This is a genomic window from Acetobacterium carbinolicum (genome assembly GCF_047456275.1).
Taxonomy (GTDB): domain Bacteria; phylum Bacillota; class Clostridia; order Eubacteriales; family Eubacteriaceae; genus Acetobacterium; species Acetobacterium carbinolicum.
Window position 1 is genome coordinate 2,420,606 of the sequence record NZ_CP173357.1, and the last position, 16,784, is coordinate 2,437,389.

At 42.0% G+C, this 16,784-nt stretch carries 16 protein-coding genes; 10 read left to right on the forward strand and 6 right to left on the reverse strand.

Annotated elements, in window-relative coordinates:
- Positions 1–257 precede the first annotated feature (257 nt).
- Entirely contained in the window at positions 258–2,645 is a 2,388-nt protein-coding gene (lon, locus tag ACIZ62_RS11200; RefSeq protein ID WP_414150171.1) for an endopeptidase La, read from the reverse strand.
- Between the two features lie 37 nt (positions 2,646–2,682).
- On the reverse strand, positions 2,683–3,102 hold the full coding sequence (locus ACIZ62_RS11205; RefSeq protein ID WP_242988559.1) for a MarR family winged helix-turn-helix transcriptional regulator: 420 nt from the start codon (positions 3,100–3,102) through the stop codon (positions 2,683–2,685).
- Positions 3,103–3,397: 295 nt separating this feature from the next.
- On the opposite strand from ACIZ62_RS11205, the gene ACIZ62_RS11210 reads away from it, so the two are divergent.
- Entirely contained in the window at positions 3,398–4,156 is a 759-nt protein-coding gene (locus tag ACIZ62_RS11210; protein WP_322518973.1) for a peptidylprolyl isomerase, read from the forward strand.
- 412 nt (positions 4,157–4,568) lie between these two features.
- Here the strand turns inward: ACIZ62_RS11210 and ACIZ62_RS11215 are convergent, their stop codons facing one another.
- Complete coding sequence (locus tag ACIZ62_RS11215; RefSeq protein WP_111886567.1) at positions 4,569–4,775, reverse strand: YjfB family protein; 207 nt, start codon at positions 4,773–4,775, stop codon at positions 4,569–4,571.
- A 197-nt stretch (positions 4,776–4,972) separates the two neighbouring features.
- On the reverse strand, positions 4,973–6,349 hold the full coding sequence (locus ACIZ62_RS11220; protein ID WP_414150172.1) for a GntP family permease: 1,377 nt from the start codon (positions 6,347–6,349) through the stop codon (positions 4,973–4,975).
- A 155-nt stretch (positions 6,350–6,504) separates the two neighbouring features.
- Here ACIZ62_RS11220 and ACIZ62_RS11225 point away from each other — a divergent pair, with 155 nt between their 5' ends.
- Positions 6,505–6,921 carry a hypothetical protein gene (locus tag ACIZ62_RS11225; RefSeq protein ID WP_414150173.1) on the forward strand — a complete coding sequence of 139 codons (417 nt, stop codon included), beginning with the start codon at positions 6,505–6,507 and terminating at the stop codon, positions 6,919–6,921.
- A gap of 53 nt (positions 6,922–6,974) precedes the next feature.
- Here the strand turns inward: ACIZ62_RS11225 and ACIZ62_RS11230 are convergent, their stop codons facing one another.
- Together ACIZ62_RS11230 and ACIZ62_RS11235 are read right to left on the reverse strand one after the other, a co-directional pair.
- Positions 6,975–7,619 (reverse strand): HAD hydrolase-like protein, encoded by a 645-nt coding sequence (locus tag ACIZ62_RS11230; protein WP_414150174.1) that lies wholly within the window; start codon positions 7,617–7,619, stop codon positions 6,975–6,977.
- 16 nt (positions 7,620–7,635) lie between these two features.
- Positions 7,636–9,456, reverse strand: coding sequence for a PAS domain S-box protein (locus ACIZ62_RS11235; protein WP_414150175.1), 1,821 nt, complete (start codon positions 9,454–9,456; stop codon positions 7,636–7,638).
- Between the two features lie 372 nt (positions 9,457–9,828).
- Here ACIZ62_RS11235 and ACIZ62_RS11240 point away from each other — a divergent pair, with 372 nt between their 5' ends.
- Genes ACIZ62_RS11240 through hisF form a run of 8 tightly spaced genes read left to right on the forward strand, consistent with a single transcriptional unit; the run spans position 9,829 to position 16,777 of the window.
- Complete coding sequence (locus ACIZ62_RS11240) at positions 9,829–11,085, forward strand: ATP phosphoribosyltransferase regulatory subunit (RefSeq protein WP_111886563.1); 1,257 nt, start codon at positions 9,829–9,831, stop codon at positions 11,083–11,085.
- Positions 11,086–11,706 (forward strand): ATP phosphoribosyltransferase, encoded by a 621-nt coding sequence (gene hisG, locus ACIZ62_RS11245; protein ID WP_111886562.1) that lies wholly within the window; start codon positions 11,086–11,088, stop codon positions 11,704–11,706. It begins immediately after the preceding gene.
- Positions 11,707–11,761: 55 nt separating this feature from the next.
- The gene (gene hisD / locus ACIZ62_RS11250) at positions 11,762–13,042 is read left to right on the forward strand and encodes a histidinol dehydrogenase (protein WP_414150176.1); all 1,281 of its coding nucleotides are present in this window, start codon (positions 11,762–11,764) and stop codon (positions 13,040–13,042) included.
- The gene (gene hisC / locus ACIZ62_RS11255) at positions 13,042–14,106 is read left to right on the forward strand and encodes a histidinol-phosphate transaminase (RefSeq protein WP_414150177.1); all 1,065 of its coding nucleotides are present in this window, start codon (positions 13,042–13,044) and stop codon (positions 14,104–14,106) included. Before hisD ends, hisC begins: the two co-directional genes overlap by 1 nt.
- Positions 14,096–14,683, forward strand: coding sequence for an imidazoleglycerol-phosphate dehydratase HisB (hisB, locus tag ACIZ62_RS11260; RefSeq protein ID WP_111886560.1), 588 nt, complete (start codon positions 14,096–14,098; stop codon positions 14,681–14,683). Before hisC ends, hisB begins: the two co-directional genes overlap by 11 nt.
- 14 nt (positions 14,684–14,697) lie before the next feature.
- Entirely contained in the window at positions 14,698–15,306 is a 609-nt protein-coding gene (hisH, locus tag ACIZ62_RS11265; RefSeq protein ID WP_111886559.1) for an imidazole glycerol phosphate synthase subunit HisH, read from the forward strand.
- Positions 15,303–16,025: a 1-(5-phosphoribosyl)-5-[(5-phosphoribosylamino)methylideneamino]imidazole-4-carboxamide isomerase gene (gene hisA / locus ACIZ62_RS11270; RefSeq protein ID WP_111886558.1), complete on the forward strand. Its 723-nt coding sequence runs from the start codon at positions 15,303–15,305 to the stop codon at positions 16,023–16,025. Before hisH ends, hisA begins: the two co-directional genes overlap by 4 nt.
- Complete coding sequence (gene hisF, locus ACIZ62_RS11275; RefSeq protein WP_111886557.1) at positions 16,019–16,777, forward strand: imidazole glycerol phosphate synthase subunit HisF; 759 nt, start codon at positions 16,019–16,021, stop codon at positions 16,775–16,777. Before hisA ends, hisF begins: the two co-directional genes overlap by 7 nt.
- The last annotated feature ends 7 nt before the right edge of the window (positions 16,778–16,784 follow it).

Genomic DNA, 16,784 nt, shown 5'->3' on the forward strand with positions numbered 1-16,784 from the left:
TCATAGAAAATATTATATCATAAGAAAATAAGACCGTCGACAAAACCTGGCAGAAAAAAAGGGAGCTGTCATCTGACAGCTCCCTTAATGATGGAGCGATTTGCGCTAAACGTCACCTTCCATATCAGGTGTCCATCCCTCAAGCGAAAAAAGATGGTGATTGCTGACCCGCAGGTTCAGACCTTTGCCGCAACAACACTTACGAACCTGTCCGGTTCTGCTTAGGACTTGTTTCTACACCTTTAGTCTATAGTATTTTATTCACCAACCATGCTCAGCTGCACATTGGAATCGCCTATTGGTCGATTAAGAACCGGTTTACATTCTGGCAGCTCAATTCCCAATGCTTCTCTTAACACTTCTTCAATGGTTGAAACATGAATGATGGTTAAAGCATTTCGCACTTCTTCAGGAATATCACTGACATCTTTTTCATTGTCTTTTGGCAATAAAATTTTAGTGATACCGCTACGCTGCGCTGCGATAACCTTTTCTTTAATGCCACCAACTGGTAGTACCTGACCGCTTAAGGTAATTTCCCCGGTCATAGAAAGTTTAGAATCAACCGGTTTGCCTAAAATCAAGGATGCCAAAGCCGTCGTTAGCGTCACCCCGGCAGATGGTCCATCTTTTGGAGTTGATCCCGATGGGACATGAATGTGGGTATCATTTTTAAAATAGTCAAATCCATTGGCCAAATCACCCAATCGTGAGCGAATCAAGCTCATCGCAATGGTGGCACTTTCTTTCATGACATCGCCCAGTTGACCGGTTAGGGTCAGCTTGCCACTGCCCGGCATCAGGCTGGCTTCGGTAAAGAGAATTTCTCCGCCGACAGCGGTCCACGCCATTCCGGTTACGACACCTGGTTTATTATTTTCACCCGCTTTTTCATGACGTCTGGTTTTATTACCCAATACTTCGCTGATATTTTGAGTTGTTACAATAAACGGCAGTTCAACTTTTTTCGAAACGATTTTTTCAGAAACTACTCTGGCAATTTTTGCCAGTTGTTTGGTCAGGCCACGGACGCCAGCTTCAGCGGTGTAATTTTCGACAATCGCTTCAACAGCTGTTTCTTCAATCTGAAGCATCTCAGAGGTTAAGCCGTGATCATCTAAAACACTTGGCAACAGATGATCAATAGCAATCCGTTTCTTTTCACCGTTGGTATAGCTTGACAGCTGAATTATTTCGGCTCGATCCAAAAGTGGTGCTGGGATCGTGCTAAGATCATTGGCTGTCGCAATAAAAAATACTTCGGATAAATCATAGGGAATTTCCAGATAGTGATCAGAGAAGGTACAATTTTGCTCAGGATCTAAGACTTCCAGAAGCGCTGAACCAGGATCACCCTGATGAGACATGCCCATCTTGTCAATTTCATCTAAAATGAAAACCGGATTTTTAGCTTCGGCATTGGCAATGCCTTTAATAATACGTCCCGGCATTGCACCAAGGTAAGTCTTGCGATGTCCGCGAATCTCGGCTTCATCCCGCACCCCGCCTAAGCTGGCACGTACGTATTTGCGATCAAGGGCTTCGGCAATGCTCTTACCCAAACTGGTTTTTCCGGTTCCCGGAGGTCCCACTAACAATAGGATCGAACCTTGTTTGTCTTCTTTTAACTTCATCACGGCCAAATGTTCAATGATTCGTTTTTTTACATCGTCAATACCAAAGTGATGGGATTCAAGCACCTGTCTGGCGTGATCAATATCGATTTCTTTTTTCTCACTGGTCCAAGGGAGTTCCAAAAGCAGATCAAGGTAATTCATGATCACATTGCTTTCACCTCCGTTTGGCGGCGAATTTTCAAATTTGCGGACTTCTTTTAACGCTATTTTTTTAATGTCTGCAGGCATATCTGAATCCAGAACTCTTTTTCGATAATCGGCTTCTTCTTCTAATTCTTCATCCAGTTCACCTAATTCTGCTTTAATATTCTTAAGTTGTTCCCGAAGCATCGCTTCACGATAGGTTTTATCCTTACGTTGAGAATATTTTTTACTAATTTCGAGTTGCAGGTGTACGGAATCCTTTTCCCGGATGATATAGTCAATAAAGCTCAGCGTTCTTTCTTTGATTGAATCAATTTCCAGAAGAACTTGTTTGCTTTTTAAAGGAATACCCATCATGGGAATGGTATAACCCATAATTTCTTCTAAAGAAGGTAATCCTTCCAGAATACTGACAAAGTACTCAGCACCCTTAAAATTATGACTTAAATCTTTCATTAAGCCTTTAATGTACATAATCATTTCCTGTTCTTCGTCAGCATTGATATCCAGAATATCGTCCTGAATGGTATAAGAAGCATTAATCTGTTTTTCTTCAAAGCTGAAGTCCAGAACCTTAACCCGATTGATGGTGGTGATATCAATAACAAAACCATTATCGGACTTTTGGATATTATCAAATTTCATTAACACACCGATACGATAAAACGAATCAGCGGTCAATTGAACGAGTCCTTTATAATCTTTTGTTGATAGACCAATGGCCAAGGTATTATTCTTGATAATCAATTCTTTGATATTGTTTCCAATATCCTCATTTACAAAAATACGATTTGAAATCCCTGGATAAATCACTGTTTCTGTGATCGGAATTAATGGTGCGTTTTTAATTTCTAGTGTGTTCATTTTTCTTCCTCCTCATCCTTTAACAATTTAATTTTTATTAAAGAATTTTGTTTAGTAAGGTGATCAATTGATCCAGCTCATCTTCGGTGAGACTGTTTTTAATCCGTTCAATAACTTGAATCTGGGTTCTTTCCTCGGATCTGGCAATTGATTGTCCCTTTGGTGTAAGATAGATAAAATACACCCTGCCATCCTCTGGCGAACGTTCCCGATACACACAGCCCATGGAAATAAATTTACTAATCAATTCGGTAATCGTCGGTTTCGAATTCTTTGTTTCCTGAGCCAACTGGCTGAAGGTTACCCGATAATTCTTGTCGATGATTTTAAGATAATATTTCTGTTTTGAGGTTACATCTTCCGCCTGACACAAGCAGGTTTCATTTTCATGGAAAGCTGCATTGAGTTTAAGCAGTTTATGATAAGCCTCATATAGTTCATTTTTCTTACATATCATATTATCACCCAACTTTTTTATTAGTTAGCACTTACCTAACTACTTGGTATAAGTATAGCTCCGGTTGCTTATCTTGTCAATAAAAGGTTATGCTTATTCGGAATCGTTAAGTTTTACTTAATTTTTTAGCCGCTTATCGACTTAAAAGATGATCACATTGATCAACTTCAGACAGCTATTTTGCTGCTTCAATCGATTATATTTATATCCCCCGCTCCTTCGTCTGTTGACAAAGCCTCTTTAAAAGGCTATGATTTTAGAATAATAAATTATTTTAGACTTAAAGGAGACCATTATGGAAAAAAAACCGTTGGCTACCGTGGATGGTAAAACGATTTACACCACGGATTTAGATGCCTTAATAAAACAATTACCTCAGGAACAGGCAAATCAATTCACCTCAAAAGAAGGACGACGTCAATTACTAGAAGAACTTATTGCCCAAGAGCTTTTTTACTTAGAAGGCAAAAAAGCAAAGGTTGATGAAAGCGAAGAATTCCAGAAAATGCTCATCGATGCAGAAGAAAAGCTTCTAAAAACCCATATGATTGCAAAATTCATGATGGATATTACCATTCCAGATGAAGAAGTGCAAAAATTCTACGATGAAAACCCAAACCAGTTCATTGCACCAGACAGCATTCGAGCCAGCCACATTCTTTTACCTAATGAAGAACAGGCTTCGACAATTATTGAAGAAATCAAAGCCGGTAAATCCTTTGAAGCAGCAGCAAAAGAATATTCAATTTGCCCTTCTAATGATAAGGGCGGCGATCTAAGCTATTTTTCTAAAGGCCAGATGGTTCCAGAATTTGAAACTGCTGCCTTCGCACTGGAAATAAATGAAATGACTGAGCTACCAGTAAAAACCCAGTTTGGTTACCATATTATTAAGCTGACGGATCGTAAGATTGCTCAAACCATTCCCTTTGATGCAGTAAAGGAAAATGCTCGAAATTACTTATTAAGAGAAAAACAAAACAAAGCTTTTATCGGCAAGGTTGAAGACCTTAAACAAAAATATCCGGTTAAAATGGAAACTACGATTCTATAACAAAAAGACCAAAGCAACGGGTTTGCTTTGGTCTTTTCTAATTGCTAACTCCAGACGATCTGTTATTTTATTCTTCGTCCTGACTTTTACAACAGCCTTTACCCATAAATCGGTGACCGATGACAAACCCTACTATTGTAAAGGTAATTGTAAGTGCAACCAAGGCACAAGGGATAATTTTATCCTTATGTGCCATCATACAGCATTGGCTATCTTCATTTTTATTACAACACATATTACTTCCTCCAGCTTTCTTTGTTATATCTAATTTATACCCCTGTTTTTGATTTTAAATCAGGGCTTTTTAGACAATCCGCAATAGTTTTCACCCCGACTACAGATCCGCTTATTCTTTTTTTGCATTTTATCTAAAAAAAAGAATCCAGCCAGTCACCTACCGGCTGGATTCTTCTTAAACAGAAATGTCCAGTAGTTGTCCAATATTGGGGTCAGGTGAGGGGCCAGCAGTCGTAGCAACTGGGGTACTTGTTTCCACCATTGCCATCATATCGGTCATTTGCTCAGTCCCCGTCTCCATCGCCATCTTCATCACCGATACACTAGCCTGTTGGGCGACCTGCATTTGACTCATTCCCATCGAAAGTGCTGCAATATCCATGTTCATTCCACCTTTCTTTGAGATGATTCATAATTTTTATGAATCTTCTCCCTTATTTTAATTGCTATCATTTATTAATGTGTGCAACACATCTATATCTGTTATCGTATTAATTTTAATTTACTTTACTATTATATCATAATTTGTAACACAAACCTTTAATTCACATCCGTTTTTAAATATTATCAAGATTTATACTATAATAATATCTTTGCTAATATAAATATCGCGGCCATCGCTGTCATCCCCATAATAAAGGTCACTATTGTTTGTGTTTTATAGCCATCCTGGGTTTCCATTTTGCTAAAGTTAGTCACCACCCAAAAGTAACTGTCATTTGCATGCGACACGGTCATCCCTCCGGCTCCAATGGCCAGCACGGCCAAAACAGCGGCCATCGGACTTGACAAACCTAAAGCAGACATCATTGAGGTCGGATCTGAATAGACGCCCATAATACCCGCTGTGGTCGTGATTGCAACGGTTGAAGATCCCTGAGCGGTTTTTAAGATCGCCGCAATTAAGAAAGGAAAAAAAATGCCGGCCCGGGAAATAATGCCCGCATTTACCTGAATAAAATCAACAAAGCCAGCTGCCACAATCACCTTACCCAAAACTCCGCCAGCAGCGGTTACAAAAAGAATCGGCCCGACAACCTTTAATGTTTCATTGGTCAGTTCGTAAAAATCAGACATCCTTTTCGTCGAAACTAAGAGCCTCAATGCGCACAGCAAGCCAACCGTCAAGGCAATCATCGGAGTTCCTAAAAAAATCATAATTTGTCCGGGAAGTCCACCAATCGCTAACAGACTGGCAAGCGAACCAAGTGTCATCAGTATAATCGGTACCAGAATGGGCGAAAGCGATGCCATACCACTGGGAATTTCCCCGTACTCTAAAACCAGTTCCGCCACACTTTTTTGATAATCCCAAATACCCTGCTCTTCGCGTGATTTAACTTTTTTCGCAATGTACTTCGAAAATATCAGAGCAGCAAGTAAAGTCGGTATCGATACCAGAGTGCCCATCACAATAACCATTAGCAAGTAATTAGAAACACCCAGAGACCCTGCTGCCGCAATGGGGCCCGGTGTTGGTGGAATAAATACATGCGCAGTATAAAGTCCTGCTGACAAAGCCACTGTCATAGCAACTGACGAGGTTCTTGTTTTAGCCCACATTGCTTTTCGAATTGGATTCAGAATCACAAAACCACTGTCGCAAAAAACTGGCACTGCCACAATCCAGCCCATTATCATTAAAGCGAGCTCCGGATTTTTGGGGCCAATTACTTTTACCACCATGTCTGCCAATTTAATCGCTGCTCCTGTTTTTTCCAGAATCAGCCCAATCAAAGTCCCCAGGATGATCACAATGCCGATGCTTGTGAAAATCCCAGCAAAACCAGATCCTAAAATTCCGGGTATCTCTGAAAGCGGTAAACCAACAATTAAAGCAAGCATTAATGAAACGCCCATAATTGCTATAAAGGGATGCACTCCCCAGCGGGAAATGGCCAGAATCATCAAGCTTATTGCAATGACCAATGCAATCATCAAAGCTAACCCCGTCATAAGGTCTCCTTTCACAGATGCTCTTTTTTTAAATTGTGAAACGCTTGTTATTTTCATTTGAATCAGCATTTCTTTTGCTATCAATCTATGTTATGATAAAAAGAGTACTCATGCACTAAAAAATGGATTATAAAAAAATAGTTAGGAGAATCGTCTTGAAAAAGAAACTGCTTTTATTAGGCACTTTTATCCTTTGTATCATAACTCTTGCAGGTTGTGTATCCTCCTCTGAAAAAAAATCCGATACCATTGATCTGGAAACCACTGACCGCTATGAACTCCTCATTGGACTAAATGATGTGACCACTGGCAAGCAGGTCATGGACACCCAGGAAGCCATCGAAATCGTTAAGCTAAAATTACTAAGCCATGTCAGCGGTGTTACTATTACAGTATCTAATGGTTACTATTATGTAGGTGCTTTTATCGTCGACGAAACAACACTAAATTGTTTAATTTATGGTGCAAATGATGAAGCCATCGCCGCCGTTGTTGCTGAAATTAATGATGATCTCAATGTCTCCGTACTCGTCTCAAAAACCCCCAGCCAATACCGCTTAATCACACCATAAAATACGTAGAAAAGCTTTTTTCTTCACGCGTCTAGTTAGCGAGCCAATCTCATTTAAGGTTTGTTGTTTGTTCTAACAATATCAATGACATCCCATATGGTATCAATCATAAAAGTAGGCTTACATTTTTCAAGTGCAAAGGGGGAATTGTATCCCCATTTAACAGCAACCACATCCACCCCGGCCTTTTGGCAGGCTTCTATATCACGAACCTCATCCCCAATATAAAGCATTTCGTCAGGCTTAATGTCATGCTTTCGCAGAACTTTCTTGATTTTTTTTGACTTGGACATGAGTGCGGAACACATGATAAACTCAATCTCATGACTAATATCATAGGTTACTAAAAAATCAGAAACGGTTTTTTTAATATTGGAGGTAAGTATCCCAATATGATCGGTTTCTTTACGCAGTGCTGTAAAAAAATCATGAATATCCGGAGCGAAAGCATGAATTTCGCTTGATTCTTTTCTCATCATCTTTTGTCCATCCCGGATTGCCCGGGGGAATTTGTAAAAAGGGATATCCACAATTTCCTTGATCTCTTTGATGTGAAGATTTTTGATATGCTGTAATTCTTCCATAGTGACTGTGCTGTACTTATATTTTTTTGCCAGACTGTTATATATATTAAAGGCTTTCTCCTCAGTATCCGCAAGGGTACCGTCAAAATCGAAAACCACACATTTATAGGTCATAGATGACTCCTCAAATTTAGTTGTTTAGTTCATATCCATTTACTTTACTTTTTAATTTCTTTCCTAGAGAATCGTGATAAAAATAGCAATCCAGATCCAATCGCTGGGCCTCATGCATCGCAGCACTGCCAAAACGGATCAAATCTTCTTTATTTGTAGCGTGATCCGGATATTTGGAAACACCAATGTGGTTTCTTAAAATAAAAGCGTTTCTTTCAATAATGAAGGGATTACTAAGTAAGTCCGTAATCATCTGACAGATTTCAAGAATTATTTTTATGCTTGAATCACAGGGATAGAATAGCGCAAACTGATCCGAGTAGCGACGAACTAGTAACCCATACTTCCCAATAACATCATATAATTGTTCACTTAAAGATTGGATCAACTGATCTTCAATCGTTTGACCAAAAGCATCACCGACTGTGTGAAGTCCCTCAAGATGAATAAAGATCAAAGCCAGATGCTTTTCCGAATTATTTTTGCATTTACTAAAATAATTTCCCAAAACCTGTTCTAATTTATAACGATTGGGGAGTTTGGTTATCGGGTCTTGGATAAAAGCCGCTTCCAAAGCTTTTCTCTTTTCAATAGTGTCGGTAACGTCGATTCCAAGCAGAATATTGGTATTTTTTCCATCTCTTCTGGTAAACGTCGCATGATCCCATTGGATATAGTGAATATTCCCTTTGTGATCCTTAAAAGGCAACGGTTTTTTGAAATCCAGGTTTTCATTTATGAATTTTCGATGGAGACGTTTAAGATTCCCAAAAATATCCCGTAAGTTCTTATCTTCAACCTCATCATAATTTATTCCACTTAATTGATGAACCACATGATTAATACTGAGGACTTCAAAAGCATTATTGAATTCAATAAACAAAAGCCGGCTATTGTTTAGAACCTTATCTGTAAAAACAAGCTGGGCATTCAATTCTTCTCGCAAATCAACCTGTTTTGTGACATCCTGGAGAATCCCAATTGTTCGCTGATGTTCGTTATCTTTTGTAAAATAATGTCGTACTCTTAAGTAAATGTCCCGAATTTCTCCGCGATTATTTTTTATGCGATAATGAGTATCGACCTTCTCCTGAGCTTGAAATGCCCGCAGGAATGCTTTCCAAACGCGGTTTTGATCATCCTCATAGGCCATCCAATAAATGATGTCAAGATTGGGTTCAACTTCCCCTTCTTCATAACCCAGTATACTATAAAGTTCCCTTGACCAGTAAATTTTTTTTGTTAAATAATTCATTTCCCAGTAACCCAAATGAGCAAGACGTTGAATTTCCAGGAGTTCTTCTTTTTGCTGGCTGATATATGCATCCTTCTCATTGGCCTTTTTTAAATCTTTTCCCGTTATAATCAGATAGCTCTTTTCGCACCCTTTTTTGTCACGCATTTTTAGCGGTTTAAAGACCAGATGAATTGGGATCACTTCGCCGCTTTTATGAAAAAATTTGATATCTCTTTCATAAACACCCTTTTGCGCAATCGCCTTATTCAGTTCATCCCGTTCCTCTTCAAAAACATAATCCATCGGAATACGCTGGATGCTTTTGCCAATAATTTTATCTGCAGGTTTTCCCTGATAATTTAGAAACGTATCATTCGCCTTGAATATAATCCCTTCATTATCAACAATAATGACACTCTCAGTAACCTGGTTAAAAACACCCTGATACATTTTTTCAGTTTGTTGCCATTCTTCACGCCTTTTTTTCATTTTTGTAAAGTGATAGCCTGCACCACCAACCAAACTAAAAAAAACAATGGTTAAAATCACCGCCATCGTTATCAAATTCTCTTCTGAAAAAACATTTAACTCATTCAGCATTCTGAACACCTTACTTTCTGATGTCTTACTGTTATTGATTTAACGCACATCGCCATATTTTCACTAAAGATGATTCTTTTGTATATTTGCCTTCAATTCATAGATATATTATAATACAATCTGTCAACAAAATCCATTACCGACCCTTTTTATTTTGAGTATTATAAAAAAAGCGATTCTCATCTGGATTTGACACCATTTTTCGGGTACGGAATCAAAAATTATTTTTGTCGATACGCTTAAATGTCGAATTCATAAAATAATTAAAAAAACCGCATAAATGCTTTGACAAACCATAAATAAATGTTACAATTAATATATCACTTTATCAGACTACAGTATTAAAGCACGACGTTGAACAAGGAGGTTCATATGCTTTTTAATTATTCCATCGACGGCTTTGAAAACATCCAACACCAGGATTATTTCGCCCTGCAGCAGATCAACGCAAAACTTATGTCACTTTACCGTTCCTTTGGCTATCATCAGATTTCCACCCCCACCTTTGAAACCTATGATCTATACGTCAATGAAGATTCCATTCCCAGCGACGATCTTTTCAAGCTGGTCAATCATCAAGGTAAGGTTCTTGTGCTAAAGCCGGATGCCACCCTGCCAGTCACCCGGATGGCCGCCATGAATCATCCTAATTCTCAGGAGATCATCAAATTCTCTTACCAGACTAATATCTATCGGAATTTTTCATCACCGGAGATCATTAAGAAAGAAATCACCCAAATTGGGATCGAATATTTTGGCAACAACAGCCCGGAATGCGACGGCGAAGTGATCGCCCTGGCGATTCGCTCGCTGCTTGAAAATGGCATTGAGGACGTCCACATTGATTTGGGCCATGTGGGGTTTATTAATTTTTTATTTGATGACCTGGCCTTCTCCTGCAAAGAAAAGGCAACCCTCTTTAAATACATCGAAAACAAAAACATTGGCGATATTGCAAGTTATTTAGAAAAACTGGCCTTGCCTGATGCTAAAAAAACGGTCATCCTTAAATTGCCGCTCCTCTACGGCGAACCGAAAACCGTCTTAAAAGAAATGAAAGCCCTATGCATCAATGACAAAATGCAACAGGTTGTAAAAAAGATTTCTGAAATCTACGCCCATCTGGAAGTCATTGGCCTGGCCGGCTATGTCAGTTTTGATCTTGGATTCACCAATCAGATGAACTATTACAGCGATATCAACTTTAAAGGCTATATCAACAGCTGCGGCGAACCGGTGATCAGCGGCGGACGTTACAACAACCTGTCAGAAAAATTTGGTATTCCCCGTCCGGCCTGTGGTTTTGCCATTGATCTACTAAAAGTGATTGATTACATGGAGCAACACCAGCTACTCCCGCGAGATGATCAAAAGACCGATGTAATTTTTTATGAAAATCCGCAAAAGGCCGATGCCTACAAAATGGCGGAGCAATTACGAAAAAAAGGATCAATCGCTGAAGTGTTTCTGATGACCGAAACGAAAGAAAAACATGTGACATCTTTTAAAGAAAATGCCCTTTATAAAAATGCCGTACTATACTTCCTGATGGATGGCAAACTCTTCTCTGAAATGGACGGGGCATTCTTAGAAATCAAAACAATTGGTTCAGAAAGTGAGGTCATGTAAATGGTGATCCGATTCGCCCTGGCCAAGGGCCGTGTGGCCAAAAAAGCAATTGAGCTGTTAACTGATCTGGGTTATGTTTTTTTAGACTACTCAGAAAAAAGCCGAAAACTGATTTTTACTGACACTACCGGGACGATTGAGTTTTTTCTGGTGAAATCACCGGATGTTCCCACCTATGTCGAAAAAGGCGCTGCCGATATTGGCATTGTTGGTAAGGATGTGCTGTTAGAACATCCTGCCCAGGTTTATGAGATGCTAAACCTTGACATCGGCAAATGCAAAATGTGTGTGGCTGGCTTTAAAAACCAACCGATCCCCTATGGCAAAAAAATGATTGTGGGCACCAAATACCCAGTCATTGCCAAGGATTATTTTCATGCCAAGAACCAACTGGTGGATATTATTAAAATCAACGGTTCGGTGGAGTTGGCTCCGCTGATTGGTCTGGCTGACTGCATTGTCGATATTGTCGAAAGCGGCAATACCCTAAAAGAAAACGGGCTGTCGGTACTGGCAGAAATCTGCGAGATCAGCTCCCGACTAATTGTCAATCAGGTGAGCCTAAAAACCAAGCGGGATATGATTGATCCCATTATCAAGGCATTTGAAAACCAGTTATAGCTATTAGTGAGCTATCGATAAAAGCTGGTTGTTTAAAAAAATGGAGAGGAATATAATGAAAACTATCATCTATAAACAAGGCATGGATCTCGACACCATATTAAAACGCAAAGAAGATGAGCGCGAGGATATTCACAACGCTGTTCTGGAAATCATTAAAGGGGTAAAAAATGGCGGCAATGCCGCCCTTTTGTATTACACCCAGGCCCTTGATCACTGTGTCCTGACCCACTTACAGGTCACTGAAGAAGAAATCGAAACCGCCTTTTCCGCGGTTGCGGATGAACTTCTGGATATCATCCGGGAGGCGGCCCAAAACATTCGTGATTTTCACGAAAAACAGTTAGAAACAACCTGGACCTATTCGCCTAAACCGGGAGTCATTCTGGGCCAGCACATCACCCCGATTGAGCGGGTCGGTCTTTACGTCCCCGGCGGCAAAGCCACCTATCCCTCGACCGTGCTGATGGATGCCATTCCGGCGCTGGTGGCCGGGGTAAAGTCCCTGGTGATGGTGACCCCACCGGGACGGGATGGAAAAATCAACCCCACGATCCTGGCTGCGGCCAAAATTGCCGGTGTCCACGAAATTTATAAACTTGGCGGGGCTCAGGCGATTGCCGCCCTGGCCTACGGCACTGAAACCATTAAACCGGTTAATAAAATTGTTGGGCCCGGTAATATTTATGTGGCCACCGCTAAAAAAGAGGTTTTTGGCAAGGTCGATATTGATATGATTGCCGGACCCAGCGAGGTGCTAATCATTGCCGATGAAAATGCCAACCCGGTTTATGCCGCTGCCGATCTGCTGTCTCAGGCCGAACACGACGAACTGGCGATGCCGATTCTGGTGACCACCTCAGCCGAACTGGGAGAACAAGTCATTGAAGAAGTCTACCGCCAGATCAGTAAAGACTTAAGTCGCAAAGAAATTGCCAAAAAATCAGTCGATGACTATGGCTTTGTCTTTATTGTCAAAGATCTCGATGAAGCCTTTGAGTTGTCTAACCAGATTGCTCCCGAGCATTTGGAACTGCTGATCAAAGACCCTATGGCTTCGCTGGAAAAGGTAAAGAACGCTGGCGCCATCTTTATGGGCGCTTACACCCCAGAACCTCTGGGTGATTATTTTGCCGGACCCAACCACACCCTGCCGACTTCCGGCACAGCCAAATTCTCCTCACCTCTGGGAGTCTATGACTATCTAAAAAAATCCAGCATTCTCTCCTATGATCAGGCCGCATTGCAGTCAGTCTATCCAAAGATTGCCTCCTTTGCCCGTTGTGAAGGATTGGATGCCCATGCCAAAGCAGTTGAAAGGCGGTTTGAAGACTAATGGAATCACTGATACGAAAAAACATCCAACAATTAATTGCCTACAAGGTCGATGCCCCGCAGTTTGAAATTATCGTCAATGCCAATGAAAGTCCCTATGATTTTCCCATGCAGCTCAAACGAAAGTTTAGCGACGAGATCTGTAATACTGATTTAAACCGCTACCCGGAGGCTTGTTTTCCGGAACTGATCGAAGCCATCACCGACTATACCGGTGTCCCGGGCGAAGGCATTGTCTGTGGCTCCGGTTCTGACGAGCTGATTGCCATGATCAACCAGGCCTTTGTGGATCCCGGTGATGTGGTGGTCTCCCACACACCCTCCTTTGCCATGTATGACATCTGGGCCACCATTGCCAATGCCAGCCATATCATGGTGCCCGATCTGCCGGGACACATTCCCGATGTGGAAGGCATGATTACGGCCGCAAAAGAAAATCAAGCCAAACTGCTTTATATCTGTAACCCCAACAACCCCACTGGCTATATTTTTTGTCGCGCGGATATTATCAAACTATTGGATTCGGTCCCTTCGCTGGTGATCCTGGACGAAGCCTATATCGAGTTCTTCGGTGAATCGGGTGTTGATCTGCTGGAAAAATACCCCCGCTTGCTGGTGCTGCGAACCTTTTCCAAGGCCTTCGGTCTGGCCGGCATCCGCTGCGGCTATGCCCTGGGAAACAAAGGTGTTATTGATATTCTTTACAAGGTTAAGGGGCCTTACAACCTCAATGTTCTGACCCAGAAATTGGCCGTCATCGCCTTGAAAAACCGCGATGTGATCCTTAGAAATCTGGAAATTCTAAAGGCAGAGCGACAAAAAGCGATGCGTGTGCTGGAAACCTTCCCCGGTGTGACCCTTTATCCATCCGGCGCCAATTTTATTTATTTTGAGACCGACCGGGCTGAAGCCATCTATGAAGCGCTCCTTGCGCAAAGCATTCTAATCAAACGTTTTATAAAAACGGACGCCACTCCCGGCAGTATTCGTTTTTCCATCGGAAAACCCCAGGAAAACCAAAAGATTCTGGATATTATCAAGGAGGTCGTGTACAATGAAGCGTAAAAGCACATTAAGCCGGTCCACCACCGAGACCGAAATTTCACTTTCACTCAATATTGACGGATCTGGAGTAGCCAAGATCAACACCGGCGTTGGTTTTTTTGATCATATGCTGACGCTCTTCACCAAACACGGAAGATTTGATCTCTCTATCGCTGCCCACGGTGACGAAGCGGACAACCACCACGCCATTGAAGACATTGGTATTCTGCTGGGAAAAGCTTTTTATGATGCGTTGGGGGACAAGGCCGGCATCAATCGTTATGCCTTTGCCTTCACCCCCATGGATGAGGCCCTGTGCCGCACCTGTGTGGACATCAGCGGCCGCAGCACCCTCGTTTTCGATGTCCCCCTCAACCGGGAGTTTATCGGCGACTTTGAAACTGAAATGTTAGAAGAGTTCTTTCAGGCCTTTACCAGCAACAGTAAAATAACCCTTCACGTGACTTCCCTCTACGGCAAAAATAACCACCATATTGTGGAGGGGATTTTTAAATCGCTGGGGCAAACACTAAAAGATGCCTGCACGATCGAAGCGGGTAATACCGAAATTCCATCCACTAAAGGAATAATAGAATAACAGGAGGACAACCATTGATCGCAATTGTCGACTACGATGTCGGAAATTTAAAAAATGTCTATACCGCACTCGGTGATGTCGGCCTTTCCGGCACCATCACCCGCGATAAAAAGGTCCTGGATGCGTCTGATGCCATCATTTTGCCCGGGGTTGGAGCTTTCTCCGACGCCATGGACAACCTGAGGAAATTTGATCTCATTGATGCCCTTAATGACAATGTCAAAAAAGGCAAGCTCCTGATGGGAATCTGCCTCGGGATGCAACTACTTTTTGATAAAAGCTATGAGGACGGTGAATTTTCCGGACTCTCCTATATCCCCGGAGAAATCGTCAAATTCGACGCTCCCGGGATAAAAATCCCCCATATGGGTTGGAACAATCTGGTGATCAACCAAAGCAGTCCGCTGGTCGCAAACATTGGAACCAAAGACTATGTCTATTTTGTCCATTCCTACTATGCCAATCCGGAGAACTTTGATGATGTCGTCGCCTATGCCGAATACAGCGTCAAGGTCCCCGCGATTGTTCGCAAGGACAACGTCATTGGGATGCAGTTTCATCCGGAAAAAAGCTCCAACGTGGGCTTCCAACTACTAAAAAACTTTAAGGAGATAATATCATGATTGTATTTCCAGCCATCGATTTAAAAAACGGTAAATGCGTCCGCCTGATGCAAGGGCAGAAGGATGCTGAAACCATTTATTTTGACAACCCGGTGGATGTCGCCCTGAATTGGCAGTCCAAGGGAGCCCAGTATCTGCATCTGGTCGATCTGGATGGTGCCTTTGACGGCCAGCCGAAAAATCTAAAACTGGTTAAAGACATTGTTACCGCTCTAGATATTCCGGTGGAACTTGGCGGTGGTATTCGAACACTGGAAATTGCCAGGGACTATATCGACAGCGGTGTTACCCGGATCATCATCGGTACCCAGGCCGTTAAAGATTTCGACTTTATTGTTAAACTCCTGGATCTCTATGATGAAAAAGTCTGCGTTTCCATTGATGCTAAAAATGGTTTAGTCTGCACCGAAGGCTGGGTGCAAAGCAGCAACATTGAAGCGCTTGAACTGGCCAGCAACTTAGAAAAACTGGGTCTGTCAACGCTGGTTTACACCGACATATCAAAAGACGGCATGATGACTGGTCCTAATTTTGAGATGCTCAAAGTTCTCAATGATAATTTAAAAATTGATATCATCGCTTCTGGCGGCATCTCTAAATCAGCAGACTTGATCCGTCTTCAGGAAATGGGGCTTTACGGCGCCATTACCGGAAAAGCTCTGTATGAAGGAGCCATCGATCTGGAAAAACTGTTGCAAGAGGAGCTCAAATCATGCTGACTAAACGGATCATCCCCTGCCTGGACGTGGATCACGGCCGGGTGGTAAAAGGTAAAAAATTTCAGAATATTCAGGATGTCGCCGATCCGGTCGAACTGGGGCGGTACTACTCCGACCAGGGCGCCGACGAACTGGTTTTCTATGATATCACCGCCAGCTATGAAGATCGCGATATTTTTATTCATATTGTTGAAAAAGTGGCTGAAGCCATCCGCATCCCCTTTACCATTGGCGGCGGTATCAGCAAGGTCGAAGATTTTCGCAAAGTGCTGATGGCCGGCGCCGATAAGGTTTCGGTTAATTCATCGGCCGTTAAAAACCCCCAGCTGATCCGCGAAGCCGCCCTTCGTTTTGGGGCTCAATGTGTGGTTTTATCGATCGACGCCAAGCGCAACAATAAGGGTTCCTGGGATGTCTATGTTAAAGGCGGCCGGGAAAACACTGGCATTGATGCCATTGAATGGGCCAAACAGGGTCAGGATCTGGGTGCCGGAGAGATCTGCATCAACTCCATCGATACCGATGGGGTTAAAAAAGGCTATGATCTGGAGCTCAACCAGAAACTCTCCCGTCTTCTGACCATTCCGATTATTGCCTCCGGCGGGGCCGGAAAAATGGAAGACTTTGCCACAGTATTAAAAATCGGCGCCGATGCAGCGCTGGCGGCATCCGTTTTTCACTATAAAGAAATTCCCATTGTTGATTTAAAAAACTTCTTACACGATCAACAAATACCTGTCAGACGGGTATAGAAAGGTA